20 protein-coding genes and 1 tRNA gene are annotated in these 19,238 nt (G+C 68.4%); 12 read left to right on the forward strand and 9 right to left on the reverse strand.

Annotation, left to right across the window (positions count from 1 at the left end; translation table 11 throughout):
- Positions 1–46: 46 nt before the first annotated feature.
- Complete coding sequence (gene hemB / locus AC4GYU_RS07995) at positions 47–1,039, forward strand: porphobilinogen synthase (protein WP_491086358.1); 993 nt, start codon at positions 47–49, stop codon at positions 1,037–1,039.
- Entirely contained in the window at positions 1,032–1,613 is a 582-nt protein-coding gene (locus AC4GYU_RS08000; RefSeq protein ID WP_491086359.1) for a GNAT family N-acetyltransferase, read from the forward strand. The genes hemB and AC4GYU_RS08000 overlap by 8 nt, the downstream gene beginning before the upstream one ends.
- Here the strand turns inward: AC4GYU_RS08000 and AC4GYU_RS08005 are convergent.
- On the reverse strand, positions 1,610–2,116 hold the full coding sequence (locus AC4GYU_RS08005; protein WP_491086360.1) for a hypothetical protein: 507 nt from the start codon (positions 2,114–2,116) through the stop codon (positions 1,610–1,612). The two genes, AC4GYU_RS08000 and AC4GYU_RS08005, sit on opposite strands and share 4 nt — an antisense overlap.
- A gap of 80 nt (positions 2,117–2,196) precedes the next feature.
- Between AC4GYU_RS08005 and AC4GYU_RS08010 the strand changes: the two genes are divergently transcribed.
- A tRNA-Arg gene (locus AC4GYU_RS08010) sits at positions 2,197–2,273 on the forward strand.
- Between the two features lie 128 nt (positions 2,274–2,401).
- Complete coding sequence (locus tag AC4GYU_RS08015; protein ID WP_491086361.1) at positions 2,402–3,844, forward strand: coniferyl aldehyde dehydrogenase; 1,443 nt, start codon at positions 2,402–2,404, stop codon at positions 3,842–3,844.
- A 10-nt stretch (positions 3,845–3,854) separates the two neighbouring features.
- On the opposite strand, the gene AC4GYU_RS08020 is transcribed toward AC4GYU_RS08015, so the two are convergent.
- From AC4GYU_RS08020 to AC4GYU_RS08045, 6 genes are all read right to left on the reverse strand, one after another.
- Positions 3,855–4,634, reverse strand: coding sequence for an SDR family oxidoreductase (locus AC4GYU_RS08020; protein ID WP_491086362.1), 780 nt, complete (start codon positions 4,632–4,634; stop codon positions 3,855–3,857).
- 35 nt (positions 4,635–4,669) lie between these two features.
- A complete protein-coding gene (locus AC4GYU_RS08025; RefSeq protein ID WP_491086363.1) occupies positions 4,670–5,302 on the reverse strand; it encodes a hypothetical protein in 633 nt (210 codons plus the stop codon).
- Positions 5,303–5,346: 44 nt separating this feature from the next.
- Positions 5,347–5,856: a PRC-barrel domain-containing protein gene (locus tag AC4GYU_RS08030; RefSeq protein ID WP_491086364.1), complete on the reverse strand. Its 510-nt coding sequence runs from the start codon at positions 5,854–5,856 to the stop codon at positions 5,347–5,349.
- 261 nt (positions 5,857–6,117) lie between these two features.
- A complete protein-coding gene (gene lexA, locus AC4GYU_RS08035; protein WP_491086365.1) occupies positions 6,118–6,774 on the reverse strand; it encodes a transcriptional repressor LexA in 657 nt (218 codons plus the stop codon).
- A gap of 59 nt (positions 6,775–6,833) precedes the next feature.
- Positions 6,834–7,400, reverse strand: coding sequence for an anthranilate synthase component II (locus tag AC4GYU_RS08040; protein WP_491086366.1), 567 nt, complete (start codon positions 7,398–7,400; stop codon positions 6,834–6,836).
- A 44-nt stretch (positions 7,401–7,444) separates the two neighbouring features.
- Entirely contained in the window at positions 7,445–9,388 is a 1,944-nt protein-coding gene (locus AC4GYU_RS08045) for a peptidylprolyl isomerase (RefSeq protein ID WP_491086367.1), read from the reverse strand.
- A gap of 129 nt (positions 9,389–9,517) precedes the next feature.
- On the opposite strand from AC4GYU_RS08045, the gene tpiA reads away from it, so the two are divergent.
- The 5 genes from tpiA (at position 9,518) to trxB (ending at position 13,732) form a co-directional block, all read left to right on the forward strand.
- Positions 9,518–10,261, forward strand: coding sequence for a triose-phosphate isomerase (gene tpiA, locus AC4GYU_RS08050; RefSeq protein ID WP_491086368.1), 744 nt, complete (start codon positions 9,518–9,520; stop codon positions 10,259–10,261).
- An 81-nt stretch (positions 10,262–10,342) separates the two neighbouring features.
- Positions 10,343–10,732 (forward strand): preprotein translocase subunit SecG, encoded by a 390-nt coding sequence (secG, locus tag AC4GYU_RS08055; protein ID WP_491086369.1) that lies wholly within the window; start codon positions 10,343–10,345, stop codon positions 10,730–10,732.
- 137 nt (positions 10,733–10,869) lie between these two features.
- Positions 10,870–12,501 (forward strand): CTP synthase, encoded by a 1,632-nt coding sequence (gene pyrG / locus AC4GYU_RS08060; protein WP_491086370.1) that lies wholly within the window; start codon positions 10,870–10,872, stop codon positions 12,499–12,501.
- Positions 12,502–12,543: 42 nt separating this feature from the next.
- Positions 12,544–12,753, forward strand: a complete 210-nt coding sequence (locus AC4GYU_RS08065) for a hypothetical protein (RefSeq protein ID WP_491086371.1) — start codon at positions 12,544–12,546, stop codon at positions 12,751–12,753.
- 34 nt (positions 12,754–12,787) lie between these two features.
- Positions 12,788–13,732, forward strand: coding sequence for a thioredoxin-disulfide reductase (gene trxB, locus AC4GYU_RS08070; RefSeq protein ID WP_491086902.1), 945 nt, complete (start codon positions 12,788–12,790; stop codon positions 13,730–13,732).
- 33 nt (positions 13,733–13,765) lie between these two features.
- Here trxB and AC4GYU_RS08075 read toward each other — a convergent pair whose 3' ends face one another.
- Positions 13,766–14,047 carry an acyl carrier protein gene (locus tag AC4GYU_RS08075; RefSeq protein ID WP_491086372.1) on the reverse strand — a complete coding sequence of 94 codons (282 nt, stop codon included), beginning with the start codon at positions 14,045–14,047 and terminating at the stop codon, positions 13,766–13,768.
- Positions 14,048–14,110: 63 nt separating this feature from the next.
- On the opposite strand from AC4GYU_RS08075, the gene AC4GYU_RS08080 reads away from it, so the two are divergent.
- Both AC4GYU_RS08080 and AC4GYU_RS08085 read left to right on the forward strand, forming a co-directional pair.
- Positions 14,111–15,574, forward strand: a complete 1,464-nt coding sequence (locus AC4GYU_RS08080) for an AMP-binding protein (RefSeq protein ID WP_491086373.1) — start codon at positions 14,111–14,113, stop codon at positions 15,572–15,574.
- On the forward strand, positions 15,571–16,800 hold the full coding sequence (locus AC4GYU_RS08085; protein WP_491086374.1) for a pyridoxal-dependent decarboxylase, exosortase A system-associated: 1,230 nt from the start codon (positions 15,571–15,573) through the stop codon (positions 16,798–16,800). Before AC4GYU_RS08080 ends, AC4GYU_RS08085 begins: the two co-directional genes overlap by 4 nt.
- Before the next feature lie 79 nt (positions 16,801–16,879).
- Here AC4GYU_RS08085 and AC4GYU_RS08090 read toward each other — a convergent pair whose 3' ends face one another.
- Positions 16,880–17,761 carry an alpha/beta fold hydrolase gene (locus AC4GYU_RS08090; RefSeq protein ID WP_491086375.1) on the reverse strand — a complete coding sequence of 294 codons (882 nt, stop codon included), beginning with the start codon at positions 17,759–17,761 and terminating at the stop codon, positions 16,880–16,882.
- Between the two features lie 88 nt (positions 17,762–17,849).
- Here AC4GYU_RS08090 and radA point away from each other — a divergent pair, with 88 nt between their 5' ends.
- Complete coding sequence (gene radA, locus AC4GYU_RS08095) at positions 17,850–19,211, forward strand: DNA repair protein RadA (protein ID WP_491086376.1); 1,362 nt, start codon at positions 17,850–17,852, stop codon at positions 19,209–19,211.
- Positions 19,212–19,238: the final 27 nt, after the last annotated feature.

Here is a 19,238-nt window from a genome sequence, read left to right on the forward strand (position 1 = left end):
CCGCACAATGCTTGGAAGAGGAGGGTGGTGCCGCCATAACCGGTCCATGACCGCAACTTTTCCTGCCCTGCGCCTTCGCCGCGGCCGTTCGGCACCGTGGATCCGTTCGCTCCTTGCCGAGCATCGCCTCCATCCGAGCGACTTCATCCTCCCGCTCTTCATCTGCGAGGGGCAGGGCTGCGAGGAGCCGATCAAGGCCCTTCCGGGGGTCAGCCGCTGGACGGTCGACCGGATCGGCGCCCGCGCCCGTCAGGCCTGGAAACTGGGTATTCCCTGTGTCGCGCTTTTCCCCAACACGCCCAGTCACCTGCGGACCGACGGGGCCGAGGAAGCGCTCAATCCCGACAATCTCATCTGCCGCGCGGTCAAGGCGGTGAAGGATGCCTGCCCCGAGATCGGCGTCCTCACCGACGTCGCGCTCGATCCCTATACCGCGCACGGCCACGACGGCCTGACCGACAATTCCGGCTACGTCCTTAATGACGAGACCAGCGACATGCTGACGCGGCAGGCGCTGGTCCAGGCCGAGGCGGGCGCCGACATCGTCGCGCCCTCGGACATGATGGACGGCCGGGTTGCCGCCATCCGCGCAGCGCTCGAATCGGGTGGGCACCGCAACACCGCGATCATGGCCTATGCCGCCAAATATGCCTCGGCCTTCTATGGCCCCTTCCGCGATGCCGTCGGCAGTCTCGGCCGACTCAAGGGCGACAAGCGCACCTACCAGATGGACCCCGCCAATCGCTCCGAAGCGCTGCGGGAGGTCGCGCTCGACCTCGCCGAGGGCGCCGACATGGTGATGGTGAAGCCGGGCCTTCCCTATCTCGACATCGTCTCGGCAGTGCGCGAGCGGTTCGAGGTCCCGACCTTCGCCTATCAGGTGAGCGGCGAATATGCGATGATCGAGCATATGGCCGCTGCCGGGGGAGGCGAGCGCGACGCGCTGATCGTCGAAACCCTGCTCGCCTTCAAGCGGGCGGGCGCGAGCGGAATCCTCACTTACCACGCGATCGATGCCGCGCGCCTGCTCAATGCCTGACGTGATCGCCGAGACCGATCGCCTGCGCCTCCGCGAATGGGGGGAGGGCGACGAACAGCTTTTCTACGCAGTGATGAACAATCCGGTGGTGATGCGCTGGCTCGGCGGCGTCCAGACCCCCGAGCAATGGCACGATGTCGTCGAGCGGCTGCTCGGCTACCAGCGCGACTTCGGCTTCACCTTCTGGATCGTCGAGGAGCGCGCGACCGGCGAGATCCTCGGCTGGTGCGGCCTCAAGCGGATCAACTATCCGGGCGCGCCCAACCCGGGCGAGATGGAGATCGGCTGGCGCTTCCGGGAATCTGCGTGGGGCCGGGGAATCGCCAAGGAGGCCGCGATCGCGTGCCTCGACCTCGCGTTCGGGCGCTGGGCGAGCCCGTCGGTGATCGCCGTCACCTTCCAGCAGAACGAGGCAAGCTGGGGCCTGATGGAGCGGCTGGGGATGGTCTACGATCCCGCGCTCGACTTCGTCGACCCGCGCTATGCCGACGTCGGCCCTACCAAACAGTGGCGCCTGCTTGCGGAGCAATGGCCAGCCGCGCGGGCGGCCGCGCTGGAACGCCGGGCGTCCTAGCGGCGGAGCTGCCGTTCGAGGGCGTCGAGTTCGCTTCCCTGCCGCCGGTCGAGCGCGGCAAGGTCGGCCGCCACCGAACGGGCGATCTCGAGGTCACGGGGCACGAGCCGGCTGCCGCGCTGGATGCGCTCCGAGATGAGGCGGTCGAAATCGCCTAGTGCCTTGGTGAAGGGCGCCCGCGCCGCGACCGCCACCGATAGCAATTGCTGTGCGGCGATCCAGCTCTCGCTGCCCTTGGCGCCCGCTCCGGCTGCCGCCGCGCGGGCCGAAGCGATGGCAGGATCGACCTGCCGTGCCGCTTCGGCAGCCGTGCGGCGGGCGTCCGCGAGCGCCGCAGCCAATGCCGGGTCGGCGGGCAGTTCGCCCGAACGGTCGACAATCGGCAGTCGCGGATCGATCTTCTCGGCCGCGCGCGGGGCGAGCGACGGCGGCTCCTTGCCCCCCGAGGCGCAGCCGCCAGCAAGGACCAGCAGGGCGAGGGGGAAAGCGGATCGGAACGACATGTTCTTTCCTCTACCAGCGACAAGCCGTGCAACAAGGGGTTGCGCCCCGGCCAACCTCCTTCTAGATGCCCCCTCGGCAGGCGCCCGTAGCTCAGCTGGATAGAGCATCAGACTACGAATCTGAGGGTCGGACGTTCGAATCGTTCCGGGCGCGCCATTTGCAGACGGGGTCTTCCGCGAGGAGGGCCCCGTTTCTGTTTCGACGGCAAGCGACCGTTCGTTTCATCCCGAAAATCCTGGTTTTGCGCGTCCGTCTTCAGGAGTAGCCTTGTCGCGACAATCGTGATGAGGACTGACGCAATGGCCGATGCCGATCCTGCCATGCCCCCGTCGAAGGAGCTCGCCGCCATGCGAGGCTTGTTCGACCTCCAGCATCGCGCCTCGCGCCGTGAGCCGCCGGCCGACCTCGCGCAGCGCCGCGACCGGCTCGAGCGGCTGAAGATCATGGTCAAGGCGCGTGCCGACGCCTTCGCCGACGCGATCGCCGACGACTTCGGGACCCGGGCGAGGATCGAGACCGAGCTCATGGAACTCGTTCCGACGCTCTCGGCCATCGACCACGCCGCCAGGAACCTCGCGCGCTGGATGAGGCCCGAAAAGCGCAAGGTGGGTCTCAACTTCATGCCCGGGCGGGCCTTCGTCCAATATGAGCCGCTTGGCGTGATCGGCATCATCAGCCCTTGGAACTACCCGCTCAACCTCGCGCTGTCGCCGCTGGTCGACGCGCTTGCGGCCGGCAATCGCGTCCTCATCAAGCCGTCCGAGCTGACCCCGGCGTTCAGCGAGCAGCTTCGCGCGGCCATCGCCGAGGCTTTCGACCCCGAGGAAGTCGCGGTCGTGACCGGCGGGGTCGAGGTGGGGCGGGGCTTCTCCTCGCTCCCGTTCGACCATCTCCTCTTCACCGGTTCGACCGCGGTGGGGCGCGAAGTCTACAAGGCCGCTGCCGCCAACCTCGTCCCGGTCACCCTCGAACTTGGCGGCAAGTCGCCCGTCATCCTGTGCGACGACTATCCGCTCGCCAAGGCGGCGCGCTCCATTGCCTTCGGCAAGTTCCTCAATGCCGGCCAGACCTGCATCGCGCCCGATTATGTCCTCGTTCCCGAACGCCAGGCCGGAGCCTTGGCCGAGGCCCTGCTCGACGAGGTGCGGCGCTCCTATCCCGATCCGGCGCGCGACCCCGATTATTCGGGGATCATCAGCGACCGCCACCGCCAGCGCCTGCTCGATGCCGTCGATGCCGCGCGCAAAGCGGGAGCCACCGTGATGACCCACGGCGACGAGGCAGCCGAGGGCAAGGTCGTCCCGACCCTGGTCCTCGGCGCACCCGAGGAGACGATCCTCGCCTCGGAAGAGATCTTCGGACCCTTGCTGCCGATCATTCCCTACCGCCGGCTCGAGGACGCGATCGACTTCGTCAACGGCCGCGACCGTCCGCTGGCGCTCTACTGCTTCAGCAAGAGCGCGGAACGGCAGGCGCATGTGCTTCGCAACACCGTCTCGGGTGGAGCGACGGTCAACGGCACCTTGCTGCACATCGCGCAGGAGCATCTGCCGTTCGGTGGCGTCGGGCCGAGCGGGATCGGCGCCTACCACGGGGTCGAGGGTTTCAAGCGGTTCAGCCATGCCCGCGGCGTCTTCCGGGCCGGGCCGTTCATCGCCTTCGAGCGGCTGGGGCCGCCGTGGGGCAATCTCGCCCGCAAGATGGCAAAGGCGATGCTGAAGCGCTGAGCGCTCCTGGTCAGCCGCCGGGAGAGGCGGCCGAGCCGGCGAGGAGCCCGCCGTCGAGCGTCAGTTCCGCGCCCGTCATGTAGCACGCTTCGTCCGAGGCAAGCATGACCGCCAGTGCCGCCACTTCCGCCGGCGTGCCAAAGCGGCGAAGCGGCGTGTCGGCGACGAATGCCGCCATCCGCTGCTCGCGATCGGGGCCGTCACCGATCAGCGCGTCCCACATCGGTGTCAGGATCGCGGCCGGGTGGATGCTGTTGGCGCGAATCCGCCAGCCCTTGGCCGCGCAATAGAGCGCGACCGACTTGGTGTGGTTGCGGATCGCGGCCTTGGACGAGGCATAGGCCGCAGCGAAGGGGATGCCGACGAGGCCCGAGCGCGACGAGATGTTGATGATCGATCCCTCGCCCTTGGCGGCCATCGCGCCGATGGCGTAGCGGCAGCCGAGGAAAGTGCCGTCGAGATTGACCGCATGCACCCTCCGCCATTCCTCGAGGCTGGTATGCTGGGGATCGTGCTGCGCTGGCCCGTCCTCGAAGCCGGTGATGCCGGCATTGTTCACCAGCACGTCGATCGCCGGATAGTGCTCGGCGAAGGCGAGCCAGTCCGCCTCGCTTGCGACGTCGAGCGTCTCGAAGGCGCAGCCGAGCGCCTCGGCCGCGGCGCGACCGGCCGGCGCATCCTTGTCGGTCATGATGACCCTGGCGCCCTCGGCCACGAAGGCAGCGGAAATCGCCAGGCCAATGCCGCGCGCAGCGCCGGTGACGACGCAGGTCTTTCCGGAAAGGCGCATGGATGGATCCTACTGCTTGCGGCGGTCGCCGTCGATCACTCGATCCTGAAGTCGGTGATGACAAGGCGGGCGGGCGCGCTGGCCTCGACTCCGTGGCCGAAGCCGTCGCCGCCGCCCAGCACCACGCCGACCGCGCTCGCATCGGCCAGCGCCGCGCGAAACTCCGCCGGCCGGGTCCGCGCGCTCGAGGTCATCACCGCGGTCCAGTTCGCGGACAGCGGGGCGACCATCACCTGTTCGACGCCCGGCCGCAGGCTCTGGGTCGCGAAGGTCGCGTACCAGCGATAGGTCTCGAACGGACCGCGCGCTGACCAGTCGTCGCCGCGGCGCTGGATGAAGAGCGTGATGATGCCGGGAGAGCGCTGGTCGCTGCTTGCGAGAATGGCGGTACCGGGAGCCGCCTCGACCCGGTAGCGGACGACGATCCGGCGCTTCGCTGCCAGGCTTCCCGGCGCGAAGGTCAGGCCATGAAGGCTGGCCGGGGCAGGCGGGATGGCGACCGCGATGGCGCCGCCGGGCGCGCGCTGGGGGCGCAGCGGAAGGCCGGGCGACCGACTGATGCCATAGACGATCGGCCCGACGGTCCACGCCGACGGCGGGGGCGGGGCGGCGACGGCGGCTGCGCCGAGGGGGAGCGCCAGCAAGGCGGCAAGGGAGGCGATACGCATGGCCGCCTCCCTAGCCGTTCTGGGCGACACCCTTGCTGAACGGATCAGCGCCGCCAGTCGCGATCGATGTCGCGGGCGCCGGCCCCGCGCTGACGCTGGCGGCGTTCGAGGGTGTAGCGGACGTCCTCGCCGGTGAAGTCGACGAGATAGCCACCCCGTCCTTCGTCATAGCGAAGCTCGTCCCACTGCACGGGAAAAAGCTGCTCGTCGAAGCCGAGGAAGCCGGCGCCATGGGCGAGCACGGCATAACGAATGGTGCCCCGGACCTTGTCGATCATCAACGTCTTGATCGTGCCGAGACGATTCCCGTCGCGTCCATAGACCGCGGTCCCTTCGACCTTGCGCGAGGCGATGAGGTCGCGGGTCTCGTCGGTAGGAATGGGGGCGCGGCGATCGTCGCGCTGAGAACCGCGACGGCTGGCGAGATCGCGGTCATCGCGGCCCGAGCGGAAGAAGCCGCGGTCGGATTCGCGGTCTTCGGAAAAGCGGTCGTCTTGAAAACGGCCTTCGTCGCGGGACCGCAGGTCGTGATCGCGATAGTGGTCGTAAGCCATGGTCTTCTCCTCCTCTGGCAAGAAAGCCGGGGAGGGCGGGCACGTTCCATGCCGGTCGAGCGGTCCGGCGCGGGCGCGATACAGATTGGCGAGTTTGAGATTGGGATCGTCGGTCGCCCCGGCGAAAGCGGAGACCTCAAGGCACCCGCGGCCTCTATCAGAGGTCCCCGCCTTCGCTGCGGCGACGGGATGGCGCGCGCGCTCAGCCCTTCGTCAGCCAGCCGCCGCTTCCCCCTTCCCGCGAAGGGAGGCGCCCCTGCATCAGTGATAGCGGCGGATCAGTCCCGCGAGCTTGCCCTGGATCTTCACCCGGCGCGGATCGTAGCGCTGCGGTTCGTGGCTGCGATTGGCGGGATCGAGCCGGACCATCTGTCCTTCGCGGCGGAAGGTCTTCAGCGTCGCCTCGGCATCGTCGATCAGCGCGACCACGATCTCGCCCTCGCGCGCGGTCTCCGACTTGCGGATCAGCACATAGTCGCCATCGAGGATGCCCTCGTCGACCATCGAATCGCCCGACACCTCGAGCGCATAATGTTCGCCCGGGCCGAGCAAAGCCGCGGGAACGGGAAAGCTGTCCGAGCCCTGCAGCGCCTCAATCGGTGTACCCGCCGCGATGCGCCCGGCGAGCGGAAGCTCGATCGTGTCGTTGGCCGGGACCACCGGACGCGCGGACGGAGCCGGGGCAGGGGCCGGGCCGCCGACCGCTTCGGGCAGGCGAACCACTTCGAGCGCACGCGCGCGATTGGGCAGGCGGCGAATGAACTGCCGCTCCTCGAGCGCCGAAATCAGGCGGTGAACCCCCGACTTGCTCTTAAGGTCGAGCGCCTCGCGCATCTCGTCGAAGCTTGGCGACACGCCCGACGCCTTCAGGCGCTGATCGATATAGGTAAGAAGTTCGCGTTGCTTCGAGGTCAGCATGGGCCCGGCAGCCTTCAAGTGAACAGACGGGGAACGAGTAAGGAACGTTTCGGGGGCCGTCAAGTGGCCGTAGCAAGGAAGTTCGCGAGCAGGCCGAGGCCGTGCGCGCTCGCAACGCTCTCGGGATGGAACTGGACCCCGTGCACGGGCGCGGCGGCGTGGCGAAGCCCCTGGATCGTCCCGTCGCCTCCGGTGGCATTGGCAACAAGAGCCTCGGGCAGGCCGGTCGCGACGAGGCTGTGATAGCGGGTCATGGAGAGCGGGCTCGGAAGTCCGGCGAATATGCCGCTTCCATCATGGGCGATGGCGTCGGTCTTGCCATGCACCGGGTCGGCCCGCACCACCGCGGCGCCGGCGGCGAGCGCGATCGCCTGGTGCCCGAGGCAGACGCCGAGCAGGGGCTTGGCCGCCGCGATGCAGGCCGCGGCAATGGGCACCGAAATGCCCGCATCCACGGGATGGCCCGGGCCCGGGCTGACGAGGAGCGGGCCGGGGAAGCTCATCGCCTCCGCGACCGTCAGCGCGTCGGAGCGGCGTACCGCCACCTCGGCGCCGAGCTGGCGCAGATAATCAACGAGAGTGAAGGTGAAGCTGTCGACATTGTCGATGACGAGCAGGCGGATCATCGCCGACCTATCCGTCCCAGCCTCGCCTCAATCCGCTCCCGCGATCAGCTGGCGGGCGCACCAAGGATGCGCTGGCGAGCCGCCTTGATCGCATCCTCGTTGCGGCTGACCTTCAGCTCCTTCTGCGCGGCGGTAAGCCACTGCAGGGCAAGCTCCTCGCTTGCGCTGCGCTGCAGGCCGGTCAGTTCCTGCGCGATCAGCGTCGGATTGGTCGCGGCATTGCCCGGGACGATTCGGTCCACCTTGACGAGATAGATGCCCGACGGACCGGCGGCGCGCTGCGCCTTGCCCGGCGCGAGGGTGAAGAAGATCCGCAGCGGCGGCGGCACTTCCTGGCCCTGCTGCGCGAACTGCGCGAGAGCGCCGCGGCGAAGGTCGATGGCCTCGGGCGGACGGACGCCGGCCTGCTTCAGGGCAGCCAGGGCCTCCGCCAGCGGCGTTCCGCGATTGACGGCGGCGAGCACCTGATTGGCGGCCGCGGCAGCGCGGTCGTTGGCGCGGCGGGCGACGAAGTCCTTGCGCACCTGATCGGCGATCTTGGCCAGCGGCGCCGGGGTCGCGGGCACCACGTCGGTCACGTCGAGGAGGGCATAGCCAGCCTCGTTCGGAAGCGTCTCGACCACGGGGTCGTCGTCGGCGCCGATATCGAACGCCTGTCCCGGCAGCTGCACGAATTCGGCCGGCAGGCGGAAGCCCGGCTGGTCGAAGGTGCCGCCGGCACGGGTCACCGGCGGCGTGACGGTGATCGGAAGCTTGTTGGCGGTCGCCACTTCCTCGAAGGTCTGGCCATCGGCGATCGCGTCCTCGACCTTGCCGACGAGATCGGCGAGCGCGCCCTTGCGCTTGTCCGCGGTCAGCTTGGCGACAATCTCGGCGCGCACCTGGTCGAGGCCGCGGCCCGAGGCCGACTGGATGCTCTCGACCTTGATCGCATCGAACCCGGTCGACGACTGGACCGGACCGATCACCGAGCCCGCGGGGGCGGAGAAGACCTGCGCGGCAACCGCTTCGCCGGCCTTGGCGGCAAGCTCGGCGCGGGTCTGCGGCCCGAGGCTGACGTCGGCGGCAGAGAAGCCGGCCGGGGTGGCGGCGGCGGCGAAAGTCCCGCCGGCCTTGGCGCGATTGGCGATGGCGGCGACGGCGTTGCGGTCCGGCAGGGTGGCGCGGCTCAGCACGCGCTTCTCGACGCCGCCATAGGTCGCCTGGTTCTGCTGATAGTAAGCCGCGATCTCCTGCTCGGTCGGCGCGACATTGCCGAGCTGCTCAGGGGTGATGCGCGCGACGCGGAGCGCGCGGCGCTCGGGGATCGTGTAGCGTGCGACATTCTGGCGATAGAAAGCCTGAAGCTCGGCGTCGGTCGGGGCTGCGCCGCCGGTGAAGGCGGCAAAGGGCAGGAGGGCCAGGCTTCCGACGCGCTGCTCGAGCAGGCTGTCGGCATAGGGCTTGGCGAGGCCCTGCGACATGCGGACATTGGCGGCCACCGGGGTCAGGACCAGGCGCTGGAGGAGCGCGGTCTCGATCTCGCGGCGGACCTGGCTGTCGGTCAGGCGCTGCTGCTGCAGGAACTGGCGGTAGGCGGCGTCGCTGAAGCGGCCGTCGAGCCCCTGAACGCCCGGCAGCTTCACGATCTCGGCATCGACCAGCTTCTTCGACACGGTGAAGCCGTGCTTGCGGGCATAAGCCCACAACGTCCGCTCTTGAATCAGCGAGTCGACGATGGCGTCGAACTCGGGCGCGAGGTCCGCATAGGTCGCTTGCGGGTTCTGCTGGCGAAGCACGGTCAGCCGGCGCTGCATCGCGCTGTCGAGCTCGGCCGTCGTCAGGTCGACCGAGCCGACCTTGGCGAGCGTCCCCTGCGGCAGGCTTCCGCCCTGGCGCAGGTTGGTGATGTCCGCGATGGCGAAGCTGGCGAGGATGGCGATCAGGAAGAGGATGCCGATGAGGGTGCCGCCCTTGGACTTGCTGAGCCGGCGGAAGAAGGAGAGCATGGGGCGGTATCGGTCCTGATTGTGGAAACGAAGATGTGCGGGGCAGGGCTCTAAGGCTTGGCCAAGCTTCCTTCAAGCGGAGCGGCTTGCTAGGCGCCCCCGGCAATAGCGCGTTGGGACGGGAGTGACATGGTCAAGCTGATTGCCGGCAACTGGAAAATGCATGGGACGTCCGCCGACCTCGGCGAGGTCCGGGCCATCGCCGAGCGCGCCGCCGCGCTCGCCGGCAAGGTCGATGTCGCGCTGTGCCTGCCCGCGACCCTCATCCATCGCGCAGCCGAGACCGTGCCGGGCTTCGCGATCGGGGCGCAGGACATGCACTGCAATCCCCAGGGCGCGCATACCGGCGACATCGCGGCCGCGATGCTCCACGATGCCGGCGCGAGCCTCGTCATCGTCGGCCACAGCGAGCGCCGCGACGCGCACCGCGAAGCCGATGCCGACGTGAAGGCCAAGGCCGAAGCGGGTCTTGCCGCCGGACTCGTCGTCATTCTCTGCGTCGGCGAAAGCCTCGAGGAGCGCGAGGCCGGGCGTGCCATTGCGACCGTGTCGGCGCAGGTCGACGCGTCGCTGCCCGCGGGCCCAATCGACGCGGCAAGCTTCAGCGTCGCCTATGAGCCCATCTGGGCGATCGGTACCGGCCGGGTCGCCGAATGCGCCGACATCGGGGAGATGCACGCCGCCATCCGCGTCCGCCTGTTCGAAGCCTATGGCGCGGCGGGCGAGAAGATCCGGATCCTTTACGGCGGGTCGGTCAAGGCCGGGAACGCCGCCGAGATCTTTGCGACCCCAGAGGTCGGCGGGGCGCTCGTCGGGGGCGCAAGCCTCACCGCTGGCGATTTCCTCCCGATCGTCGAGGCCGGCGCCGCCTGAGTAAGCGAACCGCCGACACGTTGAAACTTCGGCCGGTCACGGCTAAGTGCCCGGCCGAACTTCCTGCATTCGAAAGTCCCCATGTTCACCTTCCTCCTGATCGTCCAGACGATCGTCGCTGTCTCGCTCTGCGTCGTCATCCTCCTTCAGCGCTCTGAAGGTGGCGGCCTTGGCGTCGGCGGCTCGAGCGCCGGCTTCATGACGGCGCGTGGTGCGGCGGACTTCCTCAGCCGTGCGACGGCGTGGCTTGGTGGGGCCTTCATCATTCTCTGCATCGCGCTTGCCGCGATCGCCGGGACCCGCGGCGATTCGCAGAAGATCGACGCCTCGATCGCCAACCAGCCGATCCAGCAGCAGGCCCCGACCGGCCCGCTGACCGATCCGGCCACCAGCCCGGCCCCGGCGACCAGCACGGTCAAGCCGAACAATGCCCCGCCGGCCGACAACGGCGCGGTGCCGCTGGCCCAGTAAACATTCTCTCCTGCGAAACGCAGGAGGAGAATGCCTTTTCACGGGCGGCAATGAGGTCACTGGTCCCCTGCTTTTGCGGGGACGCAGAAATATTCTCCTTGCCCCTTTTCGATTCTCTTCCCTAAGGCCCGACTCCCATGGCGCGGTTTGTTTTCGTTACCGGCGGCGTGGTCTCCAGCCTCGGCAAAGGTCTCCTCTCGGCTAGTCTTGCAGCACTGCTGCAGGCGCGCGGCTACGCATGCCGCATCCGCAAGTTCGACCCCTATCTGAACGTCGATCCGGGGACGATGAGCCCCTATCAGCATGGCGAAGTCTATGTGACCGACGACGGCGCCGAGACCGATCTCGACCTCGGCCATTACGAGCGCTTCACCGGCGTCTCGGCGCGCCAGTCGGACAATGTGACCACCGGCCGCATCTACCGCGACATCATCGCCCGCGAGCGGCGCGGCGACTATCTCGGCGCGACCGTGCAGGTCATCCCGCACGTCACCAACGCGATCAAGGAGTTCGCGCTGGCCGATACCGACGGCCTCGACTTCGTCATCTGCGAGATCGGCGGCACCGTCGGCGACATCGAGAGCCTGCCCTACATCGAGGCGCTCCGTCAGCTCCGCAACGACCTCGGGCGCGGCCAGACCGTCAGCGTCCACACCACGCTCGTCCCGTGGATCAAGGTCGCGGGCGAATTGAAGACCAAGCCGACCCAGCACAGCGTGCGCGAGATTTCCTCGCTCGGCGTCCAGCCCGACGTGCTGCTCTGCCGCTGCGAAATGCCGATCCCCGAGGCCGAGCGGGCCAAGATCGCGCAATTCTGCAATGTGCCCAAGAGCGCGGTCATCCAGGCCTTGGACGCGCGCTCGATCTACGACGTGCCGCTGCAATATCATCGCGAAGGCCTCGACGACGAGGTGCTGAAGGCGTTCGGCATGCCGACCGACCCGCGCCCCGACCTCACCCGCTGGGAAGGCGTGATGGACGCGGTCGATCATCCCGAGGGCGAGGTGACGATCGGCGTCGTCGGCAAATATGTCGGCCTCCCCGACGCCTACAAGTCGCTCCGCGAGGCCCTTGTCCACGGCGGCATCGCCAACCGGGTCAAGGTCAACATCAAGTGGCTCGACGCGGAAATGTTCGAGAAGGGCGAGGACAGCCTCGCCGGTGAGCTCGAGCCCATGCACGCGATCCTCGTGCCCGGCGGCTTCGGCGAGCGCGGCACCGAGGGCAAGATCGCCAGCGTCCGCTTTGCCAAGGAGCGGAAGGTGCCCTTCTTCGGCATCTGCCTCGGCATGCAAATGGCCTGCATCGAAGGCGCCCGCGCGGCCGGCGTCGAAGGCGCATCCTCGACCGAGTTCGGCGAGACCAGCGAGCCGGTGGTCGGCATGATCACCGAGTGGATGAGCGAAGAAGGCCTGCAGGAGCGCCGCGCCGGGGGCGACCTTGGCGGGACCATGCGGCTCGGCGCTTATGAAGCGACGCTCGGCGGCAACAGCCATGTCGCGGCGATCTACGGCACGACCACGATCAGCGAGCGGCACCGCCACCGCTACGAGGTCAATGCCCATTACAAGCCCGCGCTGGAGCAGGGCGGGCTGGTCTTCAGCGGCCTGTCGCCCGACGGCCGCCTGCCCGAGATCGTCGAGCGGCCCGACCATCCCTGGTTCGTCGGCGTGCAATTCCATCCGGAATATAAGAGCCGGCCGTTCGACCCGCATCCGCTGTTCGCCAGCTTCATCGCCGCCGCCGTCAAGCAGTCGCGACTGGTCTGAGCCTCGGCTACACAGGCGTTCGACTCACGAGGATTGTCGCCGATGTTCGCACTGTTGCTTGCCGCCACCATGTCGTTCCCGGCGCCCGATGCCGCCGCGCAGCCGCAGCCGGCCGAGGCCGGGAAGATGAAGGACGCGGATTGCCCGATGGAATGCTGCAAGGGCGAGAAGAAGATGCCCTGCTGCGACAAGATGAAGAAGGCCGACGCCCCCGCCGCCGATGGGCATGGCGAGCACGACCACGCGCACTAAGTAGGAAGCCATGAGCGAGACCATTCACAGCCGCATGATCGTGCTGGGCTCCGGCCCGGCCGGCCTGACCGCCGCCATCTATGCCGCGCGCGCCGGCCTTCAGCCGATCGTGATCCAGGGCATCCAGCCGGGCGGCCAGCTGACCACGACCACCGACGTCGAGAATTATCCCGGCTTCCGCGATGTCATCCAGGGCCCCTGGCTGATGGAGGAGATGCAGGCGCAGGCCGAGCATGTCGGCACGCGGATGATGTGGGACCATATCGACCGGGTCGAGCTGAACGGCCGTCCGTTTCGCCTGATCGGCGACAGCGGCACCACCTATCTTGCCGACACGCTCGTCATCGCGACCGGAGCGCAGGCCAAGTGGCTCGGCCTTCCAAGCGAGGAGCGGATGAAGGGCAAGGGCGCGAGCGCCTGCGCGACCTGCGACGGCTTCTTCTATCGCGGCAAGAAGGTCGCGGTCATCGGCGGCGGCAACACTGCGGTCGAGGAAGCCCTTTATCTCACCAACCACAGCGACGACGTGACCCTGATCCATCGTCGCGACAGCCTGCGCGCCGAGAAAATCCTTCAGGACCGCCTGTTCGCGCACAAGTCGGTGAAGGTCATCTGGAACAGCGAAGTCGACGAGTTCCTGTCGGGCGGCGAACCCGAGGCACTGGTCGGGCTTCGTCTCAAGAACCGCCTCACAGGCGAGCTGAGCGAACTTGCGGTCGACGGCGCCTTCGTCGCGATCGGGCACAAGCCCGCGACCGACCTCTTCGCCGGTCAGCTCGATCTTGACGAGGACGGCTACCTCGCGGTCGAGACCGGCTCGACCCGAACCAACATCCCCGGCGTGTTCGCCTGCGGCGATGTCATGGACAAGACCTACCGCCAGGCCGTCACCGCAGCCGGCACCGGCTGCATGGCCGCGCTCGACGCCGAGCGCTTCCTCGCGGCGGAAGAGTTTGCGGAGCTTCAGGCCGCGGAATGAGCGCGCCCGGGCTTCAGGCCGGGGCCCGTCGGCTCAGGCGGTCAGCTGCGCGACGAAGGCTTTCAGCGACCCGAAGGTAAGGAAGTCCTCGGCCTCGACGTCGCCATCCTCGATCAGCAGGTCGAACTTCTCCTCGATCCCGGTGAGGAGGTTGGCGACCGCCATCGAATCGAACTCGGGCAAAGCGCCGAACAATTCGGTATCGGCGTCGAATGCGGCGACGCGCGCCGGGGTCAGGCCGAGCGTCTCGGCGAGCAGGGCGCGGAGGACCGCATCGAGGTCGTGCGCGGCGTCGGGCAGGGGCTTGGCGGCCATGGTGCGCGCGCCCTAGGCGAGGGCTGGCCAAGGCGCAAGTTAAGCGGCATCTGACCTCCCGCGATGACCGGCCCGGACCCCACGCCCTTTCCGCTCGACCATCTGACGCTGCGCGGTGCCCCGGGCGCGTCGGCGCTGTCCGTGGGATCGACGCGGCTCACGTACGCCGAGCTCGACCAGTCGGTCGGGCGTATGGCCGCGCGGTTCCTGGCGCTCGGCCTCGCGCCCGGCGATCGTGTCGCCACCTGGATGGGCAAGACCGTCCTCGCCTGTCTCGCTCCGCTGGCATGTGCCCGGGCCGGATTGATCCATGTGCCGATCAACCCCGTCCTTCGCCGCGCTCAGGCCGAGCATATCATGGCCGACAGCGGCGCGCGGCTGCTGGTCGCGAACCGCGCCCGGCTCGAGACGCTGGAGCAGCGCCCGGCCCAAGCTGTTGCGCTCGAGGAGTGGGTCGACAGCGAGGAGGCGCTTCCGCCCTCGGCCAACGCCCCCGCGTCGCTCGCAGCCCTGCTCTACACCTCGGGCTCGACCGGGCGGCCCAAGGGCGTGATGCTGAGCCATGCCAATCTCTGGCTGGGGGCGGTCAGCGTCGCGCATTATCTCGGGCTCGGTCCCGCCGACCGCACGCTCTGCGTCCTTCCGCTCGCGTTCGACTATGGCCAGAACCAGCTTCTCTCGACTTGGCATGCGGGCGGAGAGGCCATCGCCTTCGACTATCTCCTCCCGCGCGACGTGGTCCGTGCGGTCGAGCGGACCGGTGCGACCGTGCTCGCCGGCGTCCCGCCGCTGTGGATCCAGCTCGCCGAACAGCAATGGGGCGGGGCGGGGGATAGCCTTCGAACGCTGACCAATTCGGGCGGGCACATGCCCGAAGCGCTGGTCCGGCGATTGCGCGCCCTCTTCCCCGAGGCCAGGCTGCACCTCATGTACGGCCTCACGGAAGCCTTTCGCTCGGCAAGCCTCGACCCCGGCCTCGTCGACGCGAAGCCCGACAGCGTCGGCACCGCCATTCCCTTCGCCGAACTGTCGATCCGGCGTGCCGACGGAAGCCAGGCCGCGCCCGGCGAGGAAGGCGAGCTGGTCCATGCCGGCCCCCTGGTTGCGCAGGGCTATTGGAACGATCCCGAGCGCACGGTCCAGCGCTTTCGCGGCGGCGAGGTCTGGTCGGGTGATCGAGCGACGGTCGGCGCCGATGGCCTGCTCCGCATCCGCGGTCGCGACGACGCGATGATCAAGGTCAGCGGCAACCGGGTCAGCCCGAGCGAGGTCGAGGAAGCCGCAATCGCCAGCGGCGCCGTCAGCGATGCCGCCGCCTTCGGCATCAAGGACGAGAGGCTTGGGCAGCGGATCCTGCTGGTCGCAATCGCCCGCGGCGACGACGCGGAGGATCGCCTCCAGCGCTGGTTCGCCGCGGAATTGCCCGCGCACCTGCGGCCGAGCGAGATCCGCTGGGTCGAGGCCCTGCCCATCTCGCCCAACGGCAAGATCGACCGGGCTGCGCTGGGAACGGAGGTGGGTGCGTGAAGGCCTTCGGACCTATCCCCGCAGGCTTTGCCGCCGATCCGGAGGGCGTGCTGACGATTGGCGGCCGCAGTGCGCTCGAGCTGCTTGAGGCCGAGGGGGCGCCCCTCTTCGTCTATGATCGCCTTGGCATCGAGCGGCAGGTCGCCCGCTTCCGCCGCGCGTTCGGCGACGTCGGCCTCCATTATGCCGTGAAGGCCAATCCCTATCCGCCGTTGCTCGAAAATATGGCCGGGCTGGTCGACGGCTTTGACCTCGCCTCGGCGGGCGAGCTGGCTATCCTCGATCGGGCCGGGCTGGTCGATCGTGATTTGCCCTTGAGCTTTGCCGGACCCGGCAAGGGTGATGGCGACCTTGCCGAAGCGGTGCTTCGCGGCGTCTGCGTCCATGTCGAAAGCGAGGGCGAACTTGAGCGGCTGCTCGGCATCGCCACCACGATGGAGCGGCGGCCTCGGATCGGGGTGCGGGTCAATCCGCCGTTCGGGCTCAAGGGCTCGGGGATGAAGATGGGAGGGCTCGCGAGCCAGTTCGGGATCGATCACGAGCGCGTGCCTGCAGCGGTCCGCCGTATCCTGGCCGCCGGTGCCGAATGGCGCGGACTCCACGTCTATGCAGGGTCGCAGTCGCTGTCGGCCGACGCGCTCATCGAAAGCCAGCGCGAGACGGTGGCGCTTGCGGGCCAGATCGCGGCCGAAATCGGCGCGACCCCGGCCGAAGCCAATCTCGGCGGCGGCTTCGGCATCCCCTATTTCGCGGGCGATACCCCGCTCGACATCGATGCGATCGGGGCGACGCTCGAGACGACGTTGCGCAGTGTGCACCCGCTTCTGCGCGACACGCGCTTCGTCATCGAGCTCGGCCGCTGGCTGGTGGGGGAGGCGGGCGTTTATCTGACCCGGGTGGTCGACCGGAAAATGAGCCGCGGCAAAACCTTCCTCGTGGTCGACGGAGGGCTCCACCACATGCTCGCCGCGAGCGGGAATTTCGGGCAGCTCCTCCGGCGCAATTATCCGGTGGCGGTGGCAAACCGCTTCGGGGCCGAGCCGGAGGAAGAGGTGACGGTCGTCGGATGCCTGTGCACCCCGCTCGACCTCTTGGCCGATGAGGTGATGCTGCCGCGCGCCGAGGTGGGCGACGTGATCGCGATCTTCTGCGCGGGTGCCTACGGGCTGAGCGCCAGTCCGCAGGCCTTCCTCAGCCAGGGGGCTGCGGGAGAAGTGCTTGTGTAGCCGTCCTCCTGCGAAAGCAGGAGCCCAGTGCCTCCGCGAACGGAAGGTCACCGGGCCCCTGCCGCCTCAGGATATTAGCTCAGTTCGTCAGCGGGATCGCGCTGGCGCTGGTGTCCGCGGTGGTGCCGCGGCTCTCGCGGGTCAGGAACTCGACCACGTCCTTGCAGAAGCGCTCCTTGTCGGTCTCGAAGATGCCGTGCGGGCTGCCGTCATATTCGATCAGCGTCGCATGCGGCAGCGCCTCGGCGGCCTTGCGGCCGGTACCCTCGATCGGCACGTTCTTGTCGCTGGTCCCGTGGAGGATCAACGTTGGCACGCCCTCGAACGACGGGAGGTCGGGACGGAAGTCGGTCCCGGCCCAGGCCGCGGCGGCGGCATAAAACGGACGCGCGCCGCTCATCATGCCCTGCTGGAAGCCGGCGTCGAGCACGCCCTGGCTGACCGGGCGCTCAATGAAGCCGATGCCGTAGAACTGCTTGATGAAGGTCTGCAGGAAGCCCGCGCGATCTTCCTTCATCTGCTTGGTGATGTCGTCGAGCGTCGACTGCGGCACGCCGTCGGGATAATCGTCGCTCTGCGCGACCTTGGGGACGACCGAGCTCGCCAGCACCGCCGCGCTGACCCGACCCTTGCCCTGCTTGGTCAGGAAGCGCGCGACTTCGCCGCCGCCCATCGAGAAGCCGACCAGCGCGACTGGCTGACTGATCTTGGCGTCCTCGAGGATCGCAGCGACGTCGTCGGCATAGGTGTCATAGTCATGCCCGTCCCAGGGCTGGTCCGACCGGCCGAAGCCGCGGCGATCGGGGATGATGCAGCGCTTGCCATTCTCGACCAGCTTGATGGCGAGGTCATCGAACGTGTCGCCGGTCAGCGGCCAGCCGTGCATGAGGACGACGGGATCGCCGGTGCCCCAGTCCTTGTAGTAGAGCATCGTGCCATCCTTGGCCTTGGCGTAGGGCATGTAATTCTCCTTGGGGTGTAAGTTGCTGATCAACACCCAAGAGGCAGGAACGTTGCTTTGCGTTCCGCTTCTGTTCTAAGCTTTTGCCATGGCCAAGACCAAAGCCCGTTATGTCTGCCAGGCCTGCGGGTCGGTGAGTTCCCGCTGGCAGGGCCAGTGCGTCGATTGCGCTGAATGGAACACGCTGATCCAGGAGAGCGCCGCGCCGACCGTCTTCAGCCAGAAGCATGATCTCCAGACCGGAGGCCGCGCGTTCAAGCTGGTCGGGCTCGACGCCGAGGTCGCACTTCCGGTGAGGGTGCAGACCGGCATCGCCGAGTTCGACCGGGCGGTCGGCGGCGGGATCGTGCCCGGCTCGGCGATGTTGCTCGCGGGGGACCCCGGGATCGGGAAGTCGACCCTTCTGCTCCAGGTCGCCGCGGCGATCGCGCGGTCCGGCAAGGGCGCGGTCTATGTCTCGGGCGAGGAAGCGGTCGATCAGGTGCGCCTTCGCGCCCTTCGCCTCGGGCTTGGTACTGCGCCGGTGCGGCTGGCGAGCGTCACCAGCGTCCGGGACATACTGACCACGCTCGGGTCCGAAAGCCCGCCCGCCTTGCTCGTCATCGACAGCGTCCAGACCATGCATTCCGACCTGATCGAGGGCGCCCCCGGGACGGTCAGCCAGGTCCGCGCCAGCGCGCAGGAACTGATCCGCTTCGCCAAGGAGCGCGGTACCGCACTGATCCTCGTCGGCCATGTCACCAAGGACGGCAGCATCGCCGGCCCCCGCGTGCTCGAGCATATGGTCGATGCGGTACTAGGCTTCGAAGGAGAGCGCAGCCACCAGTATCGCATCCTGCGGGCGGTCAAGAACCGCTTCGGCGGGACCGACGAGATCGGCGTTTTCGCAATGGAAGGGGCCGGGCTCGCCGAAGTCCCCAATCCCAGCGCCCTCTTCCTCACCCGCCGTGACGATCCCGTCAGCGGGACCGCCATCTTTCCGGCGCTCGAAGGCACCCGGCCGGTGCTGGTCGAGATCCAGGCCCTCACTGTCCGGCTCGCGAGCGGAGCGACCCCGCGGCGCTCGGCGGTCGGCTGGGACAGCAGCCGCCTCGCCATGCTCCTTGCGGTGCTCGAGGCACGGTGCGGGGTCAGCTTCGCGACTGCCGAAGTCTATCTCAACATCGCCGGCGGCTACCGGCTGAACGACCCCGCCGCTGACCTCGCCGTCGCCGCCGCCCTCGTTTCCGCGCTGAGCGAACGGCCGGTCCCGGCCGAGGCGGTGGTCATGGGCGAGGTCGCCCTGTCGGGCGAAATCCGTCCGGCCGCGCATACTGCGCTTCGCCTGAAGGAGTCCGCCAAGCTCGGTTTCGAGGAAGCCTGGGTCCCCGGCGGCGTCGATGCGAACGGGATCAAGGTCGCCCGCTTCGGTCAGTTGCGCCAGCTCGTCGAGAAGGTAGTCGGGCGCTAAGGCCATCTAGCCACGCAGAGGCTCCTC

It is taken from the genome of Sphingomonas sp. SP2, from assembly GCF_058313385.1.

Coding starts and splice junctions, on each gene's coding strand:
- AC4GYU_RS08040 (WP_491086366.1), bottom strand. CDS start 7,400: ATGATCCGCCTGCTCGTCATCGACAATGTCGACAGCTTCACCTTCACT.
- AC4GYU_RS08075 (WP_491086372.1), bottom strand. CDS start 14,047: ATGGCCGCCAAGCCCCTGCCCGACGCCGCGCACGACCTCGATGCGGTC.
- AC4GYU_RS08045 (WP_491086367.1), bottom strand. CDS start 9,388: ATGCTCTCCTTCTTCCGCCGGCTCAGCAAGTCCAAGGGCGGCACCCTC.
- lexA (WP_491086365.1), bottom strand. CDS start 6,774: ATGCTGACCTCGAAGCAACGCGAACTTCTTACCTATATCGATCAGCGC.
- AC4GYU_RS08065 (WP_491086371.1), top strand. CDS start 12,544: ATGTTCGCACTGTTGCTTGCCGCCACCATGTCGTTCCCGGCGCCCGAT.
- AC4GYU_RS08030 (WP_491086364.1), bottom strand. CDS start 5,856: ATGGCTTACGACCACTATCGCGATCACGACCTGCGGTCCCGCGACGAA.
- AC4GYU_RS08000 (WP_491086359.1), top strand. CDS start 1,032: ATGCCTGACGTGATCGCCGAGACCGATCGCCTGCGCCTCCGCGAATGG.
- tpiA (WP_491086368.1), top strand. CDS start 9,518: ATGGTCAAGCTGATTGCCGGCAACTGGAAAATGCATGGGACGTCCGCC.
- secG (WP_491086369.1), top strand. CDS start 10,343: ATGTTCACCTTCCTCCTGATCGTCCAGACGATCGTCGCTGTCTCGCTC.
- AC4GYU_RS08015 (WP_491086361.1), top strand. CDS start 2,402: ATGAGGACTGACGCAATGGCCGATGCCGATCCTGCCATGCCCCCGTCG.
- radA (WP_491086376.1), top strand. CDS start 17,850: ATGGCCAAGACCAAAGCCCGTTATGTCTGCCAGGCCTGCGGGTCGGTG.
- AC4GYU_RS08005 (WP_491086360.1), bottom strand. CDS start 2,116: ATGTCGTTCCGATCCGCTTTCCCCCTCGCCCTGCTGGTCCTTGCTGGC.
- AC4GYU_RS08090 (WP_491086375.1), bottom strand. CDS start 17,761: ATGCCCTACGCCAAGGCCAAGGATGGCACGATGCTCTACTACAAGGAC.
- trxB (WP_491086902.1), top strand. CDS start 12,788: ATGATCGTGCTGGGCTCCGGCCCGGCCGGCCTGACCGCCGCCATCTAT.
- AC4GYU_RS08080 (WP_491086373.1), top strand. CDS start 14,111: ATGACCGGCCCGGACCCCACGCCCTTTCCGCTCGACCATCTGACGCTG.
- AC4GYU_RS08020 (WP_491086362.1), bottom strand. CDS start 4,634: ATGCGCCTTTCCGGAAAGACCTGCGTCGTCACCGGCGCTGCGCGCGGC.
- pyrG (WP_491086370.1), top strand. CDS start 10,870: ATGGCGCGGTTTGTTTTCGTTACCGGCGGCGTGGTCTCCAGCCTCGGC.
- AC4GYU_RS08025 (WP_491086363.1), bottom strand. CDS start 5,302: ATGCGTATCGCCTCCCTTGCCGCCTTGCTGGCGCTCCCCCTCGGCGCA.
- hemB (WP_491086358.1), top strand. CDS start 47: ATGACCGCAACTTTTCCTGCCCTGCGCCTTCGCCGCGGCCGTTCGGCA.